The organism is Agrobacterium sp. 22-209-1, from assembly GCF_053522485.1.
Genome location: NZ_JBNWCH010000002.1, coordinates 573,802 through 593,835, shown reverse-complemented (window position 1 = coordinate 593,835; position 20,034 = coordinate 573,802). Strand labels below are relative to the sequence as shown.

The following is a 20,034-nucleotide window of genomic DNA, read 5'->3' as shown; positions in this document are numbered from 1 at the left end:
CCGTCATGCCTTACAAAACCGGGCCCTGTGGATCACAGAGCCCGGTCGAGATTATCAGTTGTTGGCGGGTTTCTCCGCCTCGGTTCCGCCTGGCTGGCCATCCACGACAACATCGGGATTGGCGCCGGAAGCAGCCTTCTCAGCCTCGATCTTGCGCCAGCGGCGAACATTGGCGTTGTGCTCTTCAAGCGTCTTGGCAAAGACGTGGCCGCCGGTGCCGTCAGCAACGAAATAAAGGTCATCCGTGCGCCATGGATTGGCGACAGCCTCAAGTGCCGCGCGGCCCGGATTGGCGATGGGAGACGGCGGCAGGCCCTTGATGACATAAGTGTTGAACGGCGTCTGCTTCTGCAGGTCCGACTGGTAGATCGGGCGGTCCGACGGTTTGCCGTCACCACCGAACAGGCCGTAGATGATCGTCGGGTCGGATTGCAGGCGCATGCCCTTCTTCAGGCGGTTGTAGAACACGGAGGCGACATGGGCGCGTTCGTCGTCCTTGCCGGTTTCTTTCTCGACAATCGAGGCAAGCGTCACGAATTCCTCGACGGTCTTGATCGGCAGATCGGGATCGCGCCGTTCCCAGATCATGTCGATCAGCTTGTCCTGCGCCGCACTCATCTGGTTGATGATCTCTTCGCGCTTGGTGCCGCGGGTGAAGCGATAGGTATCCGGGCGCAGGCTGCCTTCCGGCGGCAGCGTGGCGGGAAGCTCGCCGTCCAGCACTTCATCCGCAGCAAGACGTGCGAACATCTGCTTCACGGTCAGGCCTTCCGGCAGCGACACGGAATAAAGGATCGACTTGCCGGACTCCAGCAGCACCATGATGTCCTTCATCGATGCGCCAGCCTTGATCTCGTATTCACCCGTCTTCAGCGTCTGGTCCTTCTGCAGATAGCTGCCGGTCATCAGGCGGAAAACGCGGGCGTTGGAGATGATGTCATTGCGTTCGAGATTATTGGCGATCTCGATGATGCCTGCGCCGTTGCGCACTGTGAAATGGGTATTCGTCTGGAGCGGACCGGGCTCCTGGAACGCATTGATCATGTAATAGAAAGCGGCAATGGCCAGCACACAGACGGCGACGGCCAGCGTCATCAGAAAGTTCAGGAAGATCACAAGCTGGCCGTGGGCCTTGCGGGAGCGCTTGGGCGGAGCCGGCACTTTTTCCGGCCGCAGCGCCTCCGTCGGGGATTTAGGAATGATCGGGCCGCGATTGCCTTCGCCCGCGCCGGTTTGTCCGTATGGTCCCTGGCTGTTCTGGTTCGTGTCGCTCACCGTCGGTCCTTTTCAGTTCGGCGTTGTCAGCGCTTTTTGCGCAGGTAATGCGGCAAAAACAGGTTCGGAATGCCGTCCCGCACCACATAGAGGTATCGTGAAGCCTGCTGTTCCGCTTCACGAACATCGTTTCGGACAAAGCCGATTTAGGGAGCAGCCGGCACCCGGCAAACGCTTCCCATAAAACGACTACAATAGCGGCGCGAAAACCGGAATAGCTTTCACAGGCCGCAATGCGTTCTTCAAATGAAAGAACGTCCTTTGTCAGCACCCGGTGGGAGGGCGCCAGCGACGGCAGAGCCGCCGCGATTATGCTTCGTAACGACGCAGCACGAGGGAGGCGTTGGTGCCGCCGAATCCGAAGGAGTTCGAGAGCGCCACGTCGACCTTACGCTTGCGCGCCTTGTGCGGCACGAGATCGATCTTCGTCTCCACATCGGGATTATCGAGGTTCAGCGTCGGCGGAACGATGTTGTCGCGGATCGCAAGCGTCGCGAAGATCGCCTCGATAGCGCCCGCCGCACCGAGAAGATGGCCGGTCGCCGACTTGGTGGAGGACATGGAAATCTTCGAGGCCGATTCGCCGACAAGCCGCTCGACCGCGCCAAGCTCGATCGTATCGGCCATGGTGGAGGTGCCGTGAGCGTTGATGTAGTCGATATCGTCAGGCGTGAGACCTGCGCGCTTCAGCGCCATCGACATGCAGCGATAGGCACCTTCACCGTCCTCGGACGGTGCGGTGATGTGATAGGCATCGCCAGAGAGGCCGTAACCGACGACTTCCGCATAGATCTTCGCGCCGCGCGCCTTGGCGTGTTCCAGCTCTTCCAGAACGACGATGCCCGCACCTTCACCCATGACGAAACCATCGCGGTCACGGTCATAAGGGCGCGAGGCCTTCTGCGGATCGTCATTGTGTTGTGTGGAAAGCGCCTTGCAGGCGGCGAAGCCGGCGAGCGCGATGCGGCAGACCGGCGATTCGGCGCCGCCGGCGACCATGACGTCGGCATCGCCGAGCGCGATCAGACGGGCGGCGTCGCCAATGGCGTGCGCGCCGGTCGAGCAGGCCGTCACCACGGCATGGTTCGGTCCGCGCAGCTTGTGGCGGATGGAAACCTGGCCGGATACGAGGTTGATCAGGCGGCCGGGAATGAAGAATGGGGAAATGCGCCGCGGGCCCTTGTCGCGCAGCGTATAGCCCGCCTCGACAATGCCTTCCAGGCCGCCAATGCCGGAGCCGATCAGAACGCCTGTCGCGATCTGGTCCTCGTCCGTTTCCGGATGCCAGTTTGCGTCGGCAAGCGCCATGTCGGCGGCAGCCATGCCGTACAGGATGAAAGGATCGATCTTGCGCTGTTCCTTGGGTTCCATCCAGTCATCGGCATTGAAAGTGCCGTTGGAACCATCGCCGACGGGAATACGGCAGGCGATCTTTGCGGGCAAGTCTTCGACTTCGAATTCAGTCACGAGACGGGCGCCGTTCTGGCCGGCCAAAAGCCGTTCCCAGGTCACTTCCGTTCCGCATCCAAGAGGAGATACCATGCCGGTACCGGTGATAACGACACGCCTCATCGCCAACGCTCCGCCCTTATCCAAATCATCGGTCTTCCTGCAACACCGGGCACCATGAGATGGCACTCTCGGCAGGCTGCAGTACGTCTCAATCTTTGCTTGAAGGTTACAGGCAGCGTTATTGCAGCCCGTGACCTTTACGACAACGGGAAAGCGTGCCTTTGCGGCACCCACCGTCTGCCTATAAAACATTGGCCCGGACAAGCCGGGCCAAGACGGGAAGATATGTCACCCTCCCGATGAAGGTCGATCAGGCCTGGGCCTTCTCGATGAACTTGACGGCGTCGCCGACCGTCAGGATCGAGTCAGCTGCGTCGTCGGGGATTTCAACGCCGAATTCTTCTTCGAAAGCCATGACCAGTTCAACGGTGTCGAGCGAATCAGCGCCCAGATCGTCAATGAAGCTGGCGCCTTCGACAACCTTGTCGGCGTCAACGCCAAGATGATCAATTACAATTTTCTTTACGCGTTCTGCGATATCGCTCATGTCGGTTTCCTCGACCTTTATTTTGAAGGGAATGCCTTGCGGCACCCTGCCCTGTTAGAAGCCCTCATGCGCCGTTCAAATCCGGCGCTGCTGGCAAACCCGTTCAACCCGTTCCAAGCTAGACATCGTCACGCAAAATCGCAACGGCTTCCTGTCTCTCCGGGACGACTGTTCACAGTCTTGGCCCGCTTAACATGGTTTCAATCGGTCGAAAAGCCTGAAAACGCGCTAAGCACAGCGTATGACAGGCAATTTCGCCGAAAACCAGTCGGCGGAGCCTTGCGGCGCCAGCTACCCAAGAAGGTGCTTAAACAGCGCCGCAATCCTTTTCATGACAGCCTTAGGCGCCGTCAGATCATAGCCATGCCGCCATTGACGTGCAGGGTCTGGCCGGTCATGTAGCCCGCCTCGTTGGAGGCGAGGTAAAGAACGGCCGAGGCGACCTCAGCACCGGTTCCCATGCGCTTCATGGGAATGGCGCCCATGATGGCGTCTTTCTGCTTGTCGTTCAGCTTGCCGGTCATGGCGCTTTCGATGAAGCCCGGCGCCACGCAGTTGACGGTGACGTTGCGGGTGGCGATTTCCTGGGCCAGCGACTTCGAAAAACCGATCATGCCGGCCTTGGAGGCGCAATAGTTGGCCTGGCCGGGATTGCCGGTGACGCCGACGATGGAGGTGATGTTGATGATGCGGCCGAAACGGCGGCGCATCATCGGATGCGTCAGCTCACGCGTCAGGCGGAACATCGCCGTCAGGTTCACTTCGATGACGTTGTCCCAGTCCTCGTCGCTCATGCGCACGAAGAGGCCGTCCTTGGTGATGCCGGCATTGTTGACGAGGATATCGACACCTTCCAGTTCGGCTTCGGCTTTTTCGCCGAGTGCCTTTACTTCTGAGCGATCAGCGAGGTTTGCCGGGAAAATCTTGACGCGCTCGCCAAGTTCTGCCGCCAGCGCCTCGAGCTTTTCAACGCGGGTGCCGTGCAGGCCGACGGTTGCGCCCTGGCTGTGCAGAAGGCGGGCGATTTCTTCGCCGATGCCACCGGTTGCGCCGGTTACGAGAGCCTTGCGGCCTGTCAGATCAAACATGTCCTATTCCTTCTTTAGAGCTTCGGACTGAAAATGTTCAGCGCTGTTGCGCCCGATGAATGCGGCAGCCGGAGTATCCGTCTCAACCGATAAGCGTGGCAAGAAGCTGGTCGATATCGGCAGCGCCGTTGACGGCAACGCCGTTCACCGTCTTGTCGATGCGGCGGGCAAGGCCCGTCAGCACCTTGCCGGAGCCGATCTCGTAAAGCTGCGTGACATTGTCGGCGGCGAACCATTCTACCGTCTCGCGCCAGCGCACCTGCCCCGTCACCTGCTCGACCAGCAGGGCGGCGATCTCATTGGCGTCGGAAACGGGAGCGGCGCGCACGTTGGCGATAACAGGCACGACCGGATTGTGCTTCTCGACTTTCGCCAGAGCCTCGCGCATCGCTTCCGCCGCCGGCGCCATCAGCGCGGAGTGGAAGGGGGCGGAAACCGGCAGCATAATGGCGCGCTTGGCGCCCTTGTCGGACGCGATCGCCGCAGCCTTCTCGACGGCGGCCTTGCCGCCGGAGATGACGAGCTGGCCACCGCCATTGTCGTTGGCGATCTGGCAGACGCCGAGAATGGCCGCTTCTTCGCAGATTGCCGAAACGGCGTCATGCTCAAGCCCGATAATCGCCGCCATGGCGCCCTCACCCACCGGCACGGCGGCCTGCATGGCATTGCCACGAATGCGCAGAAGACGGGCGGTATCGGCAACCGAGAAGGTGCCTGCGGCACAGAGCGCCGAATATTCGCCGAGCGAGTGGCCGGCGACATAAGAAACCGTATCGGACAGTTTGAAACCGCGCGCTTCGAGAACCCGCATGACCGCCATGGACACCGCCATGAGGGCCGGCTGGGCGTTGGCGGTCAGCGTCAGCGTCTCTTCAGGACCGTTCCACATGATATCGGAGAGCTTCTGGTCGAGCGCCTCGTCGACTTCCTGAAACACGGCGCGCGCTTCCGGATAGGTATCCGCCAGCTCCTTGCCCATGCCGACGGCCTGACTTCCCTGTCCGGGAAAAGTGAATGCAATACCCATGGGATGTCGTCCTTCTTGTCTGGCGTTGCCTTTATTCTTGTCGACTTCCATTCACATTCCCGCCAGCGAAGTCAAGGCTTGAAGCCCCATGGCGGGCGCTCGCCAGGGGTTTTGCCGACCTGTTTTCCCCTTTTCTTTTCATCATATTTTTTCTTGCACTGCGGCAAATCCCCATTACTTTCACCCCACCTTCCAAACTATCTGGCCAAGCACCGGGACATTTCCATGAAACAAAGACTATTGGGCCGCACGGGTATTTCCGTGTCTGAAATCTGCCTCGGCACCATGACGTGGGGCACGCAGAACACCGAAGCCGACGCGCACGCGCAGATGGATTACGCCGTCGAAAACGGCGTCAATTTCTTCGATACGGCAGAACTTTATCCTACCACCCCCGTTTCCGCCGAAACGCAGGGGCGGACGGAAGACTATATCGGCACCTGGTTTGAAAAGACCGGAAAGCGCGATCAGGTCGTGCTCGCCACCAAGGTCGCAGGCTCTGGACGTGACTACATTCGTGGCGGTCGCGATATCGACGCCGCAGCCATCCGCGAGGCGGTGGACACCAGCCTCAAGCGCCTGAAGACCGACTATATCGACCTCTACCAAATCCACTGGCCGAATCGCGGCACCTATCATTTCCGTGGCGCATGGAGCTTTGACGCTTCCGGCCAGGACACCAAGCGCACGCTCGCCGAAATCACCGAAAAGCTCGAAACGCTCGGCGAATTGGTGAAGGCCGGCAAGATCCGCGCCATTGGTCTCTCCAACGAAAGCGCCTGGGGCACGCAGAAATATATCGATATCGCGGAGGCTAACGGCCTGCCGCGCGTCGCCACCATTCAGAATGAATACAACCTGCTGTACCGCAGCTTCGATCTCGACATGGCGGAAGTCGCGCACCACGAGGACGTCGGCCTGCTCGCATATTCGCCGCTGGCGGCAGGGCTGCTGACCGGCAAATACCAGAACGGCGCCCGCCCGGCGGGTTCGCGCGGCAGCATCAACAAAGACCTCGGCGGTCGCCTGCAACCGCTTCAGGAAGCGCCGGTCAAGGCTTATCTGGAGCTTGCTGCCGCTCATGGCATCGATCCAGCAAAGCTCGCCATTGCCTTCTGCCTGACGCGCCCCTTCATGGCCTCCGTCATCATCGGCGCGACGACGATGGAACAGTTGAAGGTTGATATTGCGGCTGCGGATGTGACGCTGTCGGACGAGGTACTGAAGGGTGTAGCGGCGATCCACCGGCAATATCCAATGCCGATCTGACGATGCAACAGCGCGCTTTTTCGCACTCGCCCTTGCATTCCGGGCAAAAATCCGTATAAGCGCGCTGTTCACAACACCCGGTCCAATTGGCTGGTGGCTGAACGGAGGGCTGGTTCCGGTAACGGAACAGCAGGAACCATAAGGTTTTTCCGGCCTCCCGTGTCTCCGCTCTCGACCGTCTCGAACAACGCTTTTCTTGCTTTAAGGCTCACGCCTTTTCAGGAGCAGTCGTTGAGGCTTAGCGCCGTTGCCGGGTGAAGGACGAAACGCAAGAAAGGCAAAGCTTAAATGGCTCTTTACGAACACATCTTCCTTGCCCGGCAGGATATTTCTGCCCAGCAGGTTGACGCACTTGTCGAGCAGTACAAGGGCGTTATCGAATCGTTCGGCGGTAAAGTCGGACGCGTCGAGAACTGGGGTCTGAAGTCCCTCACCTACCGCATCAAGAAGAACCGCAAGGCTCACTACGCTCTCATGGACATCGACGCTCCGGCGGCCGCCATCCATGAAGTCGAGCGCCAGATGCGCATCAACGAAGACGTTCTTCGCTACATGACCATCGCCGTCGAAGCCCACGAAGAAGGCCCGTCCGCGATGATGCAGAAGCGCGATCGCGACGACCGTCCGCGCCGTGACGGCGACCGTCCGGACCGTGGCCCGCGTGAAGATCGTGGTCCCCGCGCACCGCGCGAAGGTGGCTTCGGCGACCGCGAAGACCGTCCGCGCCGTCCGCGCGAAGACCGTGCATAAGGAGAATTGACCTATGGCTGACGCATCCTCTTCCCAGGCACGCCGCCCGTTCCACCGCCGTCGCAAGACGTGCCCCTTCTCCGGCGCCAACGCTCCGAAGATCGACTACAAGGACGTTCGTCTCCTGCAGCGCTACATTTCGGAGCGCGGCAAGATCGTTCCTTCCCGCATCACGGCCGTTTCCCAGAAGAAGCAGCGCGAACTCGCCCAGGCGATCAAGCGCGCCCGTTTCCTCGGCCTGCTGCCTTACGTCGTAGCATAATGAATTGAAGCGAGGCTGCGTTTTGGTGCGGCCTCGCTTTATCTCAATCCTTCCGCGTTGGGCGCGGATCGATACCAAAAAACCCATGTTGGGGATGAGACTCCAAGGAGCGATCCTCTAACTGCTTAAGTTTCAGCAGGACAGCGAAGTGCAGAAGTTGAATCAGACAGTGCTGATCTCCGGCGTTCTCGCCGGCATATGCGCCGCGTTTTTGACGCTTGGCGCAACGGCACAGTCGTCGCTTTCTTTCCTGCTTTATGCCGGTTCCGCCATGCCGATTTTCATCGCCGGCATGGGCTGGGGCAACCGCGCCGCCATTATCGCAATCATCACCACGGCCATCATCGGTGCTTTGGTCATGTCGCCGCTTTTCGCGCTGACGATTGCCATCTTCACGCTGATTCCGGCGGGCTGGCTTTCGCATCTCGCCAATCTGGCGCGCCCGGCCTCCGAACTCGGCGGCCCGGATGATCTGCTTGCCTGGTATCCGCTGTCCGGCATCGTGCTGCATCTGTGCATTCTGGTTTCCGTCGCCGTCATCATTCTCGGCTGGATGATCGGTTACGGTCCCGATCTCGTCGCGCGCATGGTCGATGTGATGATGACCTCGGTTCAGAGCCGCGAACCCCTGTTCGAGCCCAATGTCGAGGCGCTGGCGCAAACAAAGACCCTGTTGGTGCTGATGCTGCCGATCGTTCAGGGCGGCCTCTGGGTCATCCTTTTGTTTGCCGCCTATTATTTCGCGACGCGAGTGGTCGGCACCTTCGGCAAGGGTCTTCGCCCGCGCGAGGACATCGCTTCGGCACTGCGCATGCACCGCAACGCCATCTTCATTTTCCTCGCTGGCATCGTCGCCATGTTCCTTGGCGGCGTCGCGGCCATGGTCGGAGCGGTCATCTGCGGCACCTTCGGCGCGGGCTTCCTGATGGCGGGTTACGCCTCGCTGCACAAGCGCGCGCGTGGAAAGGACTGGCGTCTGCCGGTTCTCATTCTCGCATATCTCTCGGCGGTCTTTGTCTTTCCGCTGTTCATCATTCTCGTGTTCGGCCTGAGCGACGTGCGCAGCACGATCTCTCTTACTCCGACGCGGAAAACCGACAATACGAACGAAACCAACAACTAGAAAGGATCAAGAAGATGGACGTTATTCTTCTCGAACGCATCAACAAGCTCGGCCAGATGGGCGAAACCGTCAAGGTTCGCGACGGCTATGCCCGTAACTTCCTGCTGCCGCAGGGCAAGGCGCTGCGCGCCAATGCTGCCAACAAGACCCGTTTCGAAACCGAGCGCGCAACGCTCGAAGCCCGTAACCTCGAGCGCAAGTCGGAAGCCCAGAAGGTTGCCGAAGCCCTCGAAGGCAAGTCCTTCATCGTCGTCCGTTCGGCTGGCGAAACCGGCCAGCTCTACGGTTCTGTCGCTGCTCGCGACGTCGTCGAAATCCTCGGCGCCGAAGGCTTCAACATCGGCCGCAACCAGGTTGAGCTGAACACGCCGATCAAGACCATCGGTCTGCACAACGTTACCCTGCACCTGCACGCCGAAGTCGAGCTGCAGGTCGAGCTGAACGTTGCCCGTTCGGCTGAAGAAGCAGAGCGTCAGGCCAAGGGCGAAAGCCTCACCTCCGCTGACGCCATTTACGGCGTTGACGAAGACGCGCTGCGTCCGGAAGATTTCTTCGACCCGGAAGCTGACCGCGACGGCGACGACGAATAAGATCTGGCCTAACGGTCAAAGGAAAACCCCGGATGGCGACATCCGGGGTTTTTTGTTTGTTGTGTTTGTAGAGGGGGGTATCCCTCCGCAAACTCAACGCCCACTACCTCGCCGCCGTCTCCGTGCGCTCAGGCGCCTTGCTCTTGTCCACATGCACCACCACCGACATGCCCGGAGAAAGCTCCGCCGTCAGGGGCTGATCGGCATCGATCGCGATCCGTACGCCGAGGCGCTGGGCGATCTTTACGAAATTACCCGTCGCATTGTCAGGCTTGATAACGGCGAATTCCGAACCCGTCGCCGGCGAGAACCGTTCCACATGGCCGGTAAGCTTGCGGCGATGCAGCGCGTCCACCGAGATCGTCACCGGCTGGCCGACCTGCATGCCGGCGAGCTGGGTTTCCTTGAAATTGGCGATAACCCAGACATCATGCGGCACAACGGCCATCAGCTGCGTGCCGGCGGTGACATATTGGCCAGTGCGCACGCCGATTTCGCCGAGCCTGCCATCGACCGGCGCGTGGATTTCGGTATTGGCAAGATCGATCCGGGCCAGTTCGACGGCGGCTTCGGCATTGGCGACGGCTGCCTGCAGCGAGCTGCGGTTGACGATGATCGTCTGCAAATCCTGTCGCGACACTTCCAGCGCCGCTTTTGCCTGCGACAGCGATGCCCTCGCCTTTTCCAGCGCGGCATGAGCTTCTTCCTGGAGGCTTGAGGTTCCTACCCCGCTTTTGATGAGATTGTCCTGCCGGTCGGAGGCGAGCTGCGCCTGTTTCAGCGAGGCCTGCGCGCTGTCAACCGCCGCCTCGCTGGAGCGAATATTGGCATTGGCCGCATTTTCCTGCTGGCGGGAATTGTCGAGTGCCGCCTTATGCGTATCGAGCGTTGCTTCCGCCTGGGCCTGTTTCTGGCGATAGATGCGGTCGTCGATCTTCGCCAGCAGGGTGCCCTGCTTGACTTCCTGATAGTCCTTCACCGGAACATTCACCACATAGCCACTCACCTGCGGGCTCATCGTCGTGACATAACCCCGCACGAAGGCATTGTCGGTCATTTCGACGGTGGAAAGGAACGGCGGCAGCCGCCAGGCGTAAAGCACCAGCGCCACACCGGCGATGCCGCCGAGCAGCACGAGAATGGAAACGGGGGTAAAAAACTTCTTCAGCATGATGTCACTCTTGGATGTTCAAGACTGTGTCGCTGGCGCAGCACCGGCATTTCCCGAAAGGAGTGGCCAGATGCGTCGCCAGGCAAGATGGATTAAAAGGAAGGCAAGCGCCAGCGCCGAGACAACGGCGATCAGCAGGAACGTATCGTTATAAGCAAGCACATAGGCTTCCCTGCTGACCTGCTGACCGAGCAGCGACAGCCCCTCGGCCTTCAGCAATGCCGGATCGGTGATGACATGACTGTAAGCGCCGGAAAGTTGCGAGACGCGCTGGGCGACTGCGGGATTGGTGAGCAGGATATTTTCCACCAGAATATTGGAGTGGAATTTTTCCCGCAGCGTCACGAAACTGCCGAGCAGGCCCGTCATCAACATCGATCCGGTAATCTGCGTAAACAGGAAGATGGTGATGAAATTCACCAGATAGGGTGTGCCCCTTGCAATCGCTGCGCCAAAACCCTTCGCCATGACAGGCGGCAGGAACATGGCGGCGCCGAACGCAATCATCATCTGGCTGAGATACATTTGCTCGGGGCGGGTCAGATTGGTGGACTGACTGTCCATAAAGGACCCGGCGGCAATCAGCGTCAGCGCAATGACATGGGCCGTATCGACATATTTCGTCAACATCAACCAGGCGCAGGCCGCCCCGCCCAGGAGGGTCGCCAGCAGCACCAGCGCATAAAGCGGAATTGTCTGATCATTGAGCAGGCCGAGCTGCTGGTAAAAGCTGACGGCCGTCGAGGATTGTTCAGACGATACCGCTCTATAGACCAGCAGGACCGCGATGGCGTGCAGGTTGGTTTTGGAGAAAATCCAGCGCAGGTCGAGAAGCGGGTTCTGGCGCGGCAATTCAATGAAAGCCATCAGTGTCAGAAGAGCAATGGATGTCGCCAGCAGCGCACCGAGCCACCAGGTCTCGAACCACCAATAGAACCGGCCGAGCGTCAGCATCACCGCGAGGCAACCGAGACCGCCAGCAAACAGGAGATAGCTTAGAATATCCATGCGCTCGATGACTTTCGCGCGCGGCGGCGGCGTGACCTTGAGGACATAGATCATGGCAAGCGAGATCAGCGCAAAGCCGACTTCCATTGAATAGAGGGCGTTCCAGCCGTCAATCGCCAGCAGCGAGGGTGAGACCATGCGCGCAATCGGCGCGGACAGCAGGGTTCCCGTCAGCGCAATGCTGAAGCCGAGCGAGAATTTTCGCGCGGGCGGAAAAGCTTCTAGTATGTAGAGGAAGCCGAGCGAGGAAATCGGTGCGGCGGCCATGCCGCTGATGAAGCGGATGACGATCGCCGAATGCAGATCGGTGACGAAAAGATTGAGGCAGTTGGCGATGACAAAGGCGACGATCGAAAGCTCGGCGAAGGGTCGCAGGCCATATTGCGCCCTGACCTTGAACAAAGCGATGGAGAAGGTGGCATAGGGCGCCATATAGGCCGCCGAAAGCCAGGCCACCTCAGCCACGGTTGCGGAAAACTCGCCCTGCAGCTGATAGAGATTGGCCATGACGAGGTTCATGCCGAGACCCTGCGTGATGAAAAAACACAGCCCAGCGAAAATGAAGCAGAGCCGCAGCCACAGCGGCCGTTCCGGCTGAACGGGCGCGGCAAGCGTTGGTTCCGGTTCCGCAGCTGTCGCAGAAACGACCGCAGGCGTCACATTCGCCTGCTTCTCCGCCGCATCCGGTTCCTGGTTAAGCCTCACATCGTGATCATTCTGCGATACCACAGAGCTCATGCCTGCCCCCTTCCCGAAGCGAGATTTTGCAGGTTGGCCGACAGGCGGCGCATGACATCCAATGCCATCGCCAGATCTTGCGAGGAAATATCGGCGGTAATCTCGGAACGCAGCGACTTTGCCATCGCCTGCACCGTCTCCGACGTTTTCTCGCCTTCCGCCGTCATGTGGATGCGTTTGGCGCGGCGGTCGTTCTCATCGGAACGGCGTTCGATGAGGTTTTGCTTCTCCATGCCGTCGAGCACGCGCACCAGGGTCGGCGTCTCGATTTCCATTTCCTCGGCAAGTTCCGTCTGCGTCAGCGGACCTCGGCGAGAAAGGGCGAAAAGCGCCCGCGCGCGGGCCAGCGTCAGGCCGCTTTCCCCCACCCGCGCATCGAAAAACGCGCGCAGTTTGCGGGTAAAAGCGGAGACTTCATCCAGAAGCTGTTCCTTGTCGGTCTCGCGGGACATGTCAGTAAGCCTTATAATTAGCACACTACTTATTTTCTACCTATTTATTCGTAAGACTGACGAATTTCAAGTTTCTTTCACGCCGGGTCTGCCATGCGGTAAACTCATGGCAGCGAATCACGTTGCCGCGAATTCCGGGCCGGTAATTTTTCCCGCCTCTTGTCTGCGCCCCCTGTGGATTGCTGGGGACAACTGAAGATGTGATCGAGCGCAACGGGGCAGACGTCACCCTGCCATGGAGTGTTGCAACAATATCATTGACTGCCATGCCCCAGGAAGCCAAAGCCTGAGGTGTAAGAAAAGGCAAAGGGAGATCACGCAAACCATGAACGACGCTGTGAGAAAGATCACCCCCGCGCAACCGGCGGAACCGCATTACCGCGAAGCGCCGAACAACATCGAAGCGGAACAGGCGCTGCTAGGCGCCATCCTCGTCAATAACGACGCCTATTATCGCGTGTCGGACTTCCTGAAGCCCGTGCATCTTTACGAACCGCTGCACCGTAAGATTTTCGAGGTGGCGGGCGATATCATCCGCATGGGCAAGACCGCCAATCCGGTGACGATCAAGACCTTCCTGCCTGCCGACGACAAGATCGGCGATCTGACGGTGGCGCAGTATCTCGCGCGTCTGGCGGCGGAAGCCGTCTCGATCATCAACGCGGAAGATTACGGCCGGGCGATCTACGATCTGGCGCTGCGCCGCGCACTGATCCAGATCGGCGAGGATGTCGTCAACATCGCCTATGACGCGCCGCTCGACATGCCGCCGCAGGCGCAGATCGAAGACACCGAACGCCGCCTGTTCGAACTGGCGGAAACCGGCCGTTACGACGGCGGTTTCCAGTCGTTTAACGACGCCGTGGCGCTGGCGATCGACATGGCCGGCGCCGCCTTCGAACGCGACGGCAATCTCTCCGGTATTTCCACCGGTATTCATTCGCTCGACGCCCGCATGGGCGGGTTGCAGCGTTCCGACCTTATCGTGCTTGCCGGCCGCCCGGGTATGGGCAAGACCTCGCTTGCGACCAACATCGCCTACAACATCGCCGCATCCTATGAGCAGGAAGTGCAGCCGGACGGGTCGTACAAGGCGAAAAACGGTGGCGTCGTCGGCTTCTACTCGCTCGAAATGTCGTCCGAACAGCTCGCTACCCGTATCATTTCCGAGCAGACGGAAGTGTCTTCCTCGAAAATCCGCCGCGGCGACATCACCGAGGCCGATTTTGAAAAGCTCGTCGCCTGCTCCCAGATGATGCAGAAGGTGCCGCTTTACATCGACCAGACCGGTGGCATCTCGATTGCCCAGCTTTCCGCCCGCGCCCGCCGCTTGAAGCGCCAGCGCGGCCTCGATGTTCTGGTGGTCGACTACGTTCAGCTGATGACCGGCTCCGGCAAGAGCGGCGAAAACCGCGTGCAGGAAATCACCCAGATCACCACGGGTCTGAAAGCGCTCGGCAAGGAACTCAACGTTCCGATCATCGCGCTGTCACAGCTATCCCGTGCGGTGGAAAGCCGCGAAGACAAGCGTCCGCAGCTTTCCGACCTGCGTGAATCCGGCTCCATCGAGCAGGACGCGGACGTGGTGCTGTTCGTGTTCCGCGAGGAATATTACGTCAAGAACATGGAGCCGCGCGATATATCCGATCCCAAATATGCCGAATGGGAAGCCCTGTTCGACAAAGTGAAAGGCACGGCTGACGTCATCATCGCCAAGCAGCGTCACGGACCGACCGGCACGGTGAAGCTTGCCTTCCAGTCCGAGTTCACCCGCTTTACGGATCTGGCCGATCCGAGTTTCAGCCAGTACGAAGAGCATTGATCCGGCAACAATGGCAAAGAGGGTATGTTTACCGTCTCAACCATGTCTCACATTGCGTAAACAAGGCTGGAATCTTTTCAGGGTCTTGGCGGAATTTTCTCACAATCCGATTCCGCGCAGCAGCGCCACGGCCGCAACACCGAGCGTTGCGGCCGGCAGAAGGCTGAGGCGCAGCGCCGCAACCGCGGTGATTGCACAGGCGATGGTTTCCGCCAAGCCACTGGCGAGCGCCGTCGGCGTCACCACGGCCATCAAGACGGCGGGCGGCACCACGCCGAGCGCCTTTTTCAGGCGCGGTGTCAGCGAAAAATGAGTGACCAGCAACAGGCCGCCAAGGCGGGTGGCGACGGTTGCCGCCATCATGGCAAGGATTGTCAGCAGCGTATTCGGGTCGAGCGTCATGCCGGCTGCTCCACCTGTTCTTCATGCCCGAAGGCGGCGACGGCAAGCCCCGCCAGCGCGCCGGCGGCGATATACCACGCGCCTGGAACCAGCGTGTGGGTGAGACAGGCGGCGGATGCGCTTGCCAGAAGCACGAAGCCGGTTTCCCTGCCCTTCCAGAACCCCATGAGCAGCACGATGAAGACGGCGGGAAAGGCGAAATCCAGACCGATGACCGACATGTCTCCCACCACCGAACCGAGCAGCGCGCCGGCAAGGGTTGCAAGGTTCCAGACGAGATAGATCGAGAACGCGGCACCGGTGAAGAAGGCCGCCGTCAGCCTGTCGGCGATGACGCGGAATTCGGACAATGCCCAGGATTCGTCGGTCAGCACCAGCATGGCGGCATATTTCCGCCAACCCCTGAAATCCTCCAGCTTGCCCGCGATGGAGGCGCTCATCAACACATGGCGCAGATTGACGAGAAGCGCCGCAAAACCGAGCGCTGTCCAGCTTGCGGGATGCGTCCATAGATCCATGGCAACGAATTGTGAGCCGCCGGCAAAGACCAGCAGCGACATCAGCGAGGCCTCGAGCGGCGACAGGCCTTTGCCGATGGCGACAGCACCGAACACCGCGCCGATCGGCACCATGGCGACCAGCAATGGGGCGGCGGCCCGCAACCCCGCGATAAATTCCGCGCGTTTCTCCGATATGAACATCGCATTCTCCCTTTCGAAGGAAAGGGATTACGCCTGAGAAATACAGTCGTCTTGAACAAAAGTGACGCCGCGTGACGGTAAGGTCTGCGGCAAGTCAACCCGTCCGAAATTGTCCTGGTGTTACGCCAGTACGCGCTTTGAAATGCCGGGTGAAATGCGCCTGATCGGCGAAACCACACAGAACCGCCACCTCGGCCGGCATCTCCCCTGCACGCAGAAGCCGACGCGCCCTGCGGATGCGCACATCCGTCAGATAGGCATGCGGGGTGATGTGAAACTCCTTGCGAAAAGCGCGGATGAGATGCGCCCGGCTGAGACCGGCGATAGAGGCGAGTTCTTCAAGGCCTATATCGCTCTCGTAATTATCGGTGAGATAATCGCGGGCGGTATGAACCGCCCTTTTCTCGCGGGTTTCAACCGGCAGGATGATGGCGCTGCCATGCCTGCCGAACAGCGCCGCCAGAACCGAGAACATGCCCTCATCCGCCTCCAGCGCGCCGGATTTCGTCTCCAGCCGCCGGTGGGCCATCTGAAAGGCGGCCGCCATCTGCGGATCGTGCGGCAGGAATTTGGGAAAGCACGGCGTGCCGTGAAATGCCCTGCCCGTTACGTCCTCGATGATGTCGCGCAGCAGTTCCGTGTCGGGATAGATCATCCGGTAGCGATAACCGCCGCCGCCCGGCGCGCCGTCGTGAATCTCGTCTGGATTGATGAGATAAAGATGCCCCGGCCCCGTCTGTTCGGTGGTGCCCTGAATGGTGGAAATCTGCGAGCCGCTTTCGATGGCACCGATGGAAAACGTGTCATGTGCATGCGGTGAGTATTCATGGGTGAGAAACGTCGCGCTGAGGCATTCCATGCCGCCAAAACGTCCGTCCCGCCAGAAACGCGTGGTTTCCGTCGTGGCAACGGGCATAAAATCAAGGGCCTGTTCCTGCGAAACATTGTGCATGAGCGAAGTTTAGAGCATTCCGTCCTTACCGTCTTGAACAAAAGTGCTAGGGTCTGGCCGGTTCCAAAATCAACCGGACGCATGGCATGACAGACGACTTCGAAGACGGCTTTCCCGAAAACGAAAATGATGCTTTCGAGCACGCGCCGCTGCGGCTGACCGTCGATCTCGGCGCGCTCGCCGACAATTGGCGGGACATGAAGAAGCGGTCCGGAAGCGCCCGCACGGCGGCTGTCGTCAAGGCCGATGCCTATGGTCTCGGTATCGAGGATTGCGGCGCGACGCTTTACCATGCCGGCGCGCGGGACTTCTTCGTGGCGACGGTGGCTGAGGGCGCAACGTTGCGATCCTATGCCCCGGAAGCGCGCATCTTCGTCCTGTCAGGCATCTGGCAGGGGCAGGAACGGCAGGTCTTCGACAACGATCTTGTGCCGGTGCTGGCGTCAGAAGAGCAGCTGTCGTTCTGGATGGCGACGGTTGCCGAGCGCGGAGACCACCCCTGCGCGCTGCATGTGGATACCGGCTTCAATCGCCTCGGCCTGCCGCTCGAAGACGCCCTGTTTCTGGCCGACGACGTGACACGACCGGCGAGTTTCGACCCGGTTCTGGTGCTGTCGCATCTCGCCTGCGCCGACACGCCCTCCTCACCGATGAACAGGGCGCAGCTCGAATCATTCCGGAAGGTTAGCGCCGCTTTCGAAGGTATCGAATCAAGCCTTTCGGCTTCCGCCGGCATCTTTCTCGGTCGCGATTATCATTTCGACCTCACCCGCCCCGGCATTGCGCTTTATGGCGGCGAAGCCGTCAACGGCATGGCCAACCCGATGCGGCCCGTGGCGAAGGCCGAGGCGCGGATCATCCAGATACGCGAGGCAGGTGAAGGCCAGACCGTCAGTTACGGCGGCAGCTTCCTGCTGAAGCGCGCCAGCCGGCTCGCCATCGCCTCCGTAGGTTATGCTGATGGATATCAGCGTTCGCTTTCCGGTTCCGGCATTCCGCTGCGTGAAATGGGCCATGGCGGCGCTTACGGTGTCGTCAACGGCCATAAGGTGCCCGTGGCGGGACGCGTGACCATGGATCTCACCATTTTCGACGTGACGGATGTACCTGTTAATGCCATTCGCAGCGGCGACTATATCGAGCTTTTTGGCCCCAACGTTCCGGTCGACGAGACTGCACGGGCGGCCGGCACCATCGGCTATGAGATGTTCACAGGGCTCGGCCTGCGTTACGAACGGCAATATCTGATGGCCGACGACTGAGGGCTGCCTTTAGCTCTTGGAAAGCCGATGTGACCTGTGCTAAAAGAGAACAAAAGGAGATCGAAATGCCCGAAATCCATTTGAGCGAGCAGGACGAGAAGTTCATTGAGGAGCAGGTGGCGGCTGGTATTTACAGCGACGCGGACGCCGTCATTCATGCGAGCCTGCAATTGCTGAGCAGTGACGAAGGTAAACGAGCCGCGCTTCAGTTGCTGATCCAGGAGGGCATCGACGACGCCGAGGCGGGCCGGGTCCACCGTTATACCTCACAGGACGAGTTTCTGAGCGATATCAAACGAGTTTCCGCGCAGCAAAAAACGGGGTCCGGCCATTAAAATCCGGACTCCAACCTTCACCACGCGCGCAAGGCGCGACCTTGCCGAAGACCACGCCTATATCGAGGCCGAAAATCCCCTTGCTGCTGATCGCTTCGCCCTCGATATCTTCAATAAAATCGAATCGATAGCGGCACTGGGCTTATCCGGTGTCTCAAGAAGCGGATATGGAGCCGGGCTTCGCAGCATCGCTTATCGTGAGCGCGTCATTTTCTTTCGTGTCGACGAGAATGAGCTTACCGTTTTGCGCGTACTGCACGGCCATCAAGACATTTCCGCCAACGATTTCAAACAAGAAGAAAACTGACAAAACATGGCCAAAGCCAAGACCCAATTTGTGTGCCAGAACTGCGGCACGGTTCATACCCGCTGGGCAGGAAAATGCGAAGGCTGCGGCGAGTGGAATACCATCGTCGAAGAAGACCCGATGGGCGGTATCGGCTCCGGGCCGGGCAAGGTGCCGAAGAAGGGCAGACCTGTCACGCTCACCTCGCTTTCCGGCGAGATCGAGGAAGCGCCGCGTATTCCGACCGGCATCAGCGAGTTGGACCGGGCGACTGGCGGCGGCTTCGTGCGCGGTTCGGCCGTTCTGATCGGCGGCGACCCGGGTATCGGCAAATCGACGCTGCTGATGCAGGCGGCGGCTGCCCTGTCGCGGCGCGGCCATCGCATCGTCTATGTCTCGGGCGAAGAGGCGGTGGCGCAGGTGCGTCTGCGGGCGCAACGTCTCGGCGCTGCGGATACGGACGTGCTCTTGGCGGCGGAAACCAATGTCGAGGATATTCTGGCAACGATTTCCGAGGGCAAGCGGCCCGATCTCGTCATCATCGATTCCATTCAGACGCTGTGGAGCGACACGGCCGATTCCGCCCCCGGCACGGTGACGCAGGTGCGCACCGGCGTGCAGGCGATGATCCGTTTCGCCAAGCAGACAGGCGCGACCATGGTGCTTGTCGGCCATGTGACAAAGGAAGGCCAGATCGCCGGTCCGCGCGTGGTGGAACACATGGTCGATGCCGTGCTTTATTTTGAAGGGGATCGTGGTCACCATTACCGCATTCTGCGCACGGTCAAGAACCGCTTCGGGCCGACCGATGAAATCGGCGTTTTCGAAATGTCGGATCGTGGCCTCAGGGAAGTGTCCAATCCGTCGGAGCTGTTTCTGGGCGAGCGCAACGAAAAATCGCCGGGTGCAGCGGTTTTCGCCGGCATCGAAGGCACACGTCCCATACTTGTCGAGGTGCAGGCGCTGGTCGCTGCCACGTCGCTCGGCACGCCGCGCCGCGCGGTCGTCGGCTGGGACAGCTCGCGACTCGCCATGATTCTCGCCGTGCTGGAGGCCCATTGCGGGGTGAAGCTTGGCCAGCATGATGTTTATCTGAATGTCGCGGGCGGATACCGAATTTCAGAACCGGCGGCCGATATGGCGATTGCCTCGGCGCTTGTTTCCTCGCTTGCCGGTCTTGCCCTGCCCGCCGATTGCGTCTATTTCGGCGAAATCAGCCTGTCGGGTGCGGTGCGCCCGGTTTCGCATACGGGCCAACGGTTGAAAGAAGCTGAAAAACTCGGCTTTTCCGCCGCACTTCTGCCGTCTGGTTCGGCTGAATTGCCCAAAGCGGGCAAGGGTCGGTGGGCGGAAATTGAAAGCCTTCCGGACCTCGTGGCCCGCATCGCCGGCTCCGGCAACCGGTTCAAACAGGTTGAGGACGACGAATATTGATCCTTTCGCCAAGGGAAACAGTGGTGTA

General features: G+C 60.1%; 21 protein-coding genes. 10 read left to right on the top strand and 11 right to left on the bottom strand.

The features are described from left to right. Nucleotides 1-54: 54 nt before the first annotated feature. The 5 genes from mltG to fabD form a co-directional block, all read right to left on the bottom strand. Entirely contained in the window at nt 55-1,275 is a 1,221-nt protein-coding gene (mltG, locus tag ACQZ48_RS07240) for an endolytic transglycosylase MltG (protein ID WP_077982566.1), read from the bottom strand. 309 nt (nt 1,276-1,584) lie between these two features. Further along, nucleotides 1,585-2,847: a beta-ketoacyl-ACP synthase II gene (gene fabF, locus ACQZ48_RS07235; protein ID WP_077982567.1), complete on the bottom strand. Its 1,263-nt coding sequence runs from the start codon at nt 2,845-2,847 to the stop codon at nt 1,585-1,587. Between the two features lie 250 nt (nt 2,848-3,097). After that, on the bottom strand, nt 3,098-3,334 hold the full coding sequence (locus ACQZ48_RS07230; protein ID WP_003502080.1) for an acyl carrier protein: 237 nt from the start codon (nt 3,332-3,334) through the stop codon (nt 3,098-3,100). Between the two features lie 350 nt (nt 3,335-3,684). Then, nucleotides 3,685-4,422: a 3-oxoacyl-[acyl-carrier-protein] reductase gene (fabG, locus tag ACQZ48_RS07225; RefSeq protein ID WP_080791001.1), complete on the bottom strand. Its 738-nt coding sequence runs from the start codon at nt 4,420-4,422 to the stop codon at nt 3,685-3,687. 82 nt (nt 4,423-4,504) lie between these two features. Next, a complete protein-coding gene (gene fabD / locus ACQZ48_RS07220) occupies nt 4,505-5,449 on the bottom strand; it encodes an ACP S-malonyltransferase (RefSeq protein ID WP_191217749.1) in 945 nt (314 codons plus the stop codon). A 225-nt stretch (nt 5,450-5,674) separates the two neighbouring features. Between fabD and ACQZ48_RS07215 the strand changes: the two genes are divergently transcribed. From ACQZ48_RS07215 to rplI, 5 genes are all read left to right on the top strand, one after another. After that, nucleotides 5,675-6,718 (top strand): aldo/keto reductase, encoded by a 1,044-nt coding sequence (locus tag ACQZ48_RS07215; protein ID WP_077982569.1) that lies wholly within the window; start codon nt 5,675-5,677, stop codon nt 6,716-6,718. Between the two features lie 288 nt (nt 6,719-7,006). Continuing rightward, nucleotides 7,007-7,468 (top strand): 30S ribosomal protein S6, encoded by a 462-nt coding sequence (rpsF, locus tag ACQZ48_RS07210; protein WP_003502065.1) that lies wholly within the window; start codon nt 7,007-7,009, stop codon nt 7,466-7,468. 13 nt (nt 7,469-7,481) lie between these two features. Further along, entirely contained in the window at nt 7,482-7,730 is a 249-nt protein-coding gene (rpsR, locus tag ACQZ48_RS07205) for a 30S ribosomal protein S18 (protein WP_003502063.1), read from the top strand. A gap of 148 nt (nt 7,731-7,878) precedes the next feature. After that, on the top strand, nt 7,879-8,853 hold the full coding sequence (locus tag ACQZ48_RS07200; protein ID WP_142912523.1) for a DUF2232 domain-containing protein: 975 nt from the start codon (nt 7,879-7,881) through the stop codon (nt 8,851-8,853). Between the two features lie 14 nt (nt 8,854-8,867). Further along, nucleotides 8,868-9,443: a 50S ribosomal protein L9 gene (gene rplI, locus ACQZ48_RS07195; protein ID WP_077982571.1), complete on the top strand. Its 576-nt coding sequence runs from the start codon at nt 8,868-8,870 to the stop codon at nt 9,441-9,443. Between the two features lie 103 nt (nt 9,444-9,546). Here the strand turns inward: rplI and ACQZ48_RS07190 are convergent, their stop codons facing one another. Genes ACQZ48_RS07190 through ACQZ48_RS07180 form a run of 3 tightly spaced genes read right to left on the bottom strand, consistent with a single transcriptional unit; the run spans nt 9,547 to nt 12,812 of the window. Then, nucleotides 9,547-10,614, bottom strand: a complete 1,068-nt coding sequence (locus ACQZ48_RS07190) for an HlyD family secretion protein (protein WP_077982572.1) — start codon at nt 10,612-10,614, stop codon at nt 9,547-9,549. Nucleotides 10,615-10,632: 18 nt separating this feature from the next. Beyond that, on the bottom strand, nt 10,633-12,360 hold the full coding sequence (locus ACQZ48_RS07185) for an MFS transporter (RefSeq protein WP_191217747.1): 1,728 nt from the start codon (nt 12,358-12,360) through the stop codon (nt 10,633-10,635). Then, a complete protein-coding gene (locus tag ACQZ48_RS07180) occupies nt 12,357-12,812 on the bottom strand; it encodes a MarR family winged helix-turn-helix transcriptional regulator (RefSeq protein ID WP_217004530.1) in 456 nt (151 codons plus the stop codon). Before ACQZ48_RS07180 ends, ACQZ48_RS07185 begins: the two co-directional genes overlap by 4 nt. 325 nt (nt 12,813-13,137) lie before the next feature. On the opposite strand from ACQZ48_RS07180, the gene ACQZ48_RS07175 reads away from it, so the two are divergent. Next, on the top strand, nt 13,138-14,634 hold the full coding sequence (locus ACQZ48_RS07175; protein WP_003520716.1) for a replicative DNA helicase: 1,497 nt from the start codon (nt 13,138-13,140) through the stop codon (nt 14,632-14,634). Nucleotides 14,635-14,733: 99 nt separating this feature from the next. Here ACQZ48_RS07175 and ACQZ48_RS07170 read toward each other — a convergent pair whose 3' ends face one another. The 3 genes from ACQZ48_RS07170 to ACQZ48_RS07160 all read right to left on the bottom strand — a co-directional run bounded on the left by ACQZ48_RS07170 (nt 14,734) and on the right by ACQZ48_RS07160 (nt 16,689). Continuing rightward, entirely contained in the window at nt 14,734-15,036 is a 303-nt protein-coding gene (locus ACQZ48_RS07170) for an AzlD family protein (protein WP_077982574.1), read from the bottom strand. Then, a complete protein-coding gene (locus ACQZ48_RS07165; RefSeq protein ID WP_142912520.1) occupies nt 15,033-15,737 on the bottom strand; it encodes an AzlC family ABC transporter permease in 705 nt (234 codons plus the stop codon). Before ACQZ48_RS07165 ends, ACQZ48_RS07170 begins: the two co-directional genes overlap by 4 nt. Nucleotides 15,738-15,831: 94 nt before the next feature. Then, entirely contained in the window at nt 15,832-16,689 is an 858-nt protein-coding gene (locus ACQZ48_RS07160) for an AraC family transcriptional regulator (protein ID WP_170985470.1), read from the bottom strand. 86 nt (nt 16,690-16,775) lie between these two features. On the opposite strand from ACQZ48_RS07160, the gene alr reads away from it, so the two are divergent. From alr to radA, 4 genes are all read left to right on the top strand, one after another. Continuing rightward, nucleotides 16,776-17,951 carry an alanine racemase gene (gene alr, locus ACQZ48_RS07155; RefSeq protein ID WP_448728699.1) on the top strand — a complete coding sequence of 392 codons (1,176 nt, stop codon included), beginning with the start codon at nt 16,776-16,778 and terminating at the stop codon, nt 17,949-17,951. 65 nt (nt 17,952-18,016) lie between these two features. After that, nucleotides 18,017-18,286 carry a type II toxin-antitoxin system ParD family antitoxin gene (locus tag ACQZ48_RS07150; RefSeq protein WP_137410043.1) on the top strand — a complete coding sequence of 90 codons (270 nt, stop codon included), beginning with the start codon at nt 18,017-18,019 and terminating at the stop codon, nt 18,284-18,286. Continuing rightward, a complete protein-coding gene (locus ACQZ48_RS07145; RefSeq protein ID WP_319802145.1) occupies nt 18,240-18,593 on the top strand; it encodes a type II toxin-antitoxin system RelE/ParE family toxin in 354 nt (117 codons plus the stop codon). The genes ACQZ48_RS07150 and ACQZ48_RS07145 overlap by 47 nt, the downstream gene beginning before the upstream one ends. Nucleotides 18,594-18,599: 6 nt before the next feature. After that, nucleotides 18,600-20,006, top strand: a complete 1,407-nt coding sequence (radA, locus tag ACQZ48_RS07140; RefSeq protein WP_077982578.1) for a DNA repair protein RadA — start codon at nt 18,600-18,602, stop codon at nt 20,004-20,006. The last annotated feature ends 28 nt before the right edge of the window (nt 20,007-20,034 follow it).

Excerpts from the sequence above, each read along its gene's own strand:
- rpsR (WP_003502063.1), top strand. The coding sequence starts at position 7,482 with ATGGCTGACGCATCCTCTTCCCAGGCACGCCGCCCGTTCCACCGCCGT.
- ACQZ48_RS07160 (WP_170985470.1), bottom strand. The coding sequence starts at position 16,689 with ATGCACAATGTTTCGCAGGAACAGGCCCTTGATTTTATGCCCGTTGCC.
- fabG (WP_080791001.1), bottom strand. The coding sequence starts at position 4,422 with ATGTTTGATCTGACAGGCCGCAAGGCTCTCGTAACCGGCGCAACCGGT.
- ACQZ48_RS07215 (WP_077982569.1), top strand. The coding sequence starts at position 5,675 with ATGAAACAAAGACTATTGGGCCGCACGGGTATTTCCGTGTCTGAAATC.
- ACQZ48_RS07185 (WP_191217747.1), bottom strand. The coding sequence starts at position 12,360 with ATGAGCTCTGTGGTATCGCAGAATGATCACGATGTGAGGCTTAACCAG.
- ACQZ48_RS07180 (WP_217004530.1), bottom strand. The coding sequence starts at position 12,812 with ATGTCCCGCGAGACCGACAAGGAACAGCTTCTGGATGAAGTCTCCGCT.
- radA (WP_077982578.1), top strand. The coding sequence starts at position 18,600 with ATGGCCAAAGCCAAGACCCAATTTGTGTGCCAGAACTGCGGCACGGTT.
- rplI (WP_077982571.1), top strand. The coding sequence starts at position 8,868 with ATGGACGTTATTCTTCTCGAACGCATCAACAAGCTCGGCCAGATGGGC.
- ACQZ48_RS07190 (WP_077982572.1), bottom strand. The coding sequence starts at position 10,614 with ATGCTGAAGAAGTTTTTTACCCCCGTTTCCATTCTCGTGCTGCTCGGC.
- ACQZ48_RS07170 (WP_077982574.1), bottom strand. The coding sequence starts at position 15,036 with ATGACGCTCGACCCGAATACGCTGCTGACAATCCTTGCCATGATGGCG.
- alr (WP_448728699.1), top strand. The coding sequence starts at position 16,776 with ATGACAGACGACTTCGAAGACGGCTTTCCCGAAAACGAAAATGATGCT.
- rpsF (WP_003502065.1), top strand. The coding sequence starts at position 7,007 with ATGGCTCTTTACGAACACATCTTCCTTGCCCGGCAGGATATTTCTGCC.
- fabF (WP_077982567.1), bottom strand. The coding sequence starts at position 2,847 with ATGAGGCGTGTCGTTATCACCGGTACCGGCATGGTATCTCCTCTTGGA.
- ACQZ48_RS07165 (WP_142912520.1), bottom strand. The coding sequence starts at position 15,737 with ATGTTCATATCGGAGAAACGCGCGGAATTTATCGCGGGGTTGCGGGCC.
- ACQZ48_RS07230 (WP_003502080.1), bottom strand. The coding sequence starts at position 3,334 with ATGAGCGATATCGCAGAACGCGTAAAGAAAATTGTAATTGATCATCTT.
- ACQZ48_RS07150 (WP_137410043.1), top strand. The coding sequence starts at position 18,017 with ATGCCCGAAATCCATTTGAGCGAGCAGGACGAGAAGTTCATTGAGGAG.
- ACQZ48_RS07175 (WP_003520716.1), top strand. The coding sequence starts at position 13,138 with ATGAACGACGCTGTGAGAAAGATCACCCCCGCGCAACCGGCGGAACCG.
- fabD (WP_191217749.1), bottom strand. The coding sequence starts at position 5,449 with ATGGGTATTGCATTCACTTTTCCCGGACAGGGAAGTCAGGCCGTCGGC.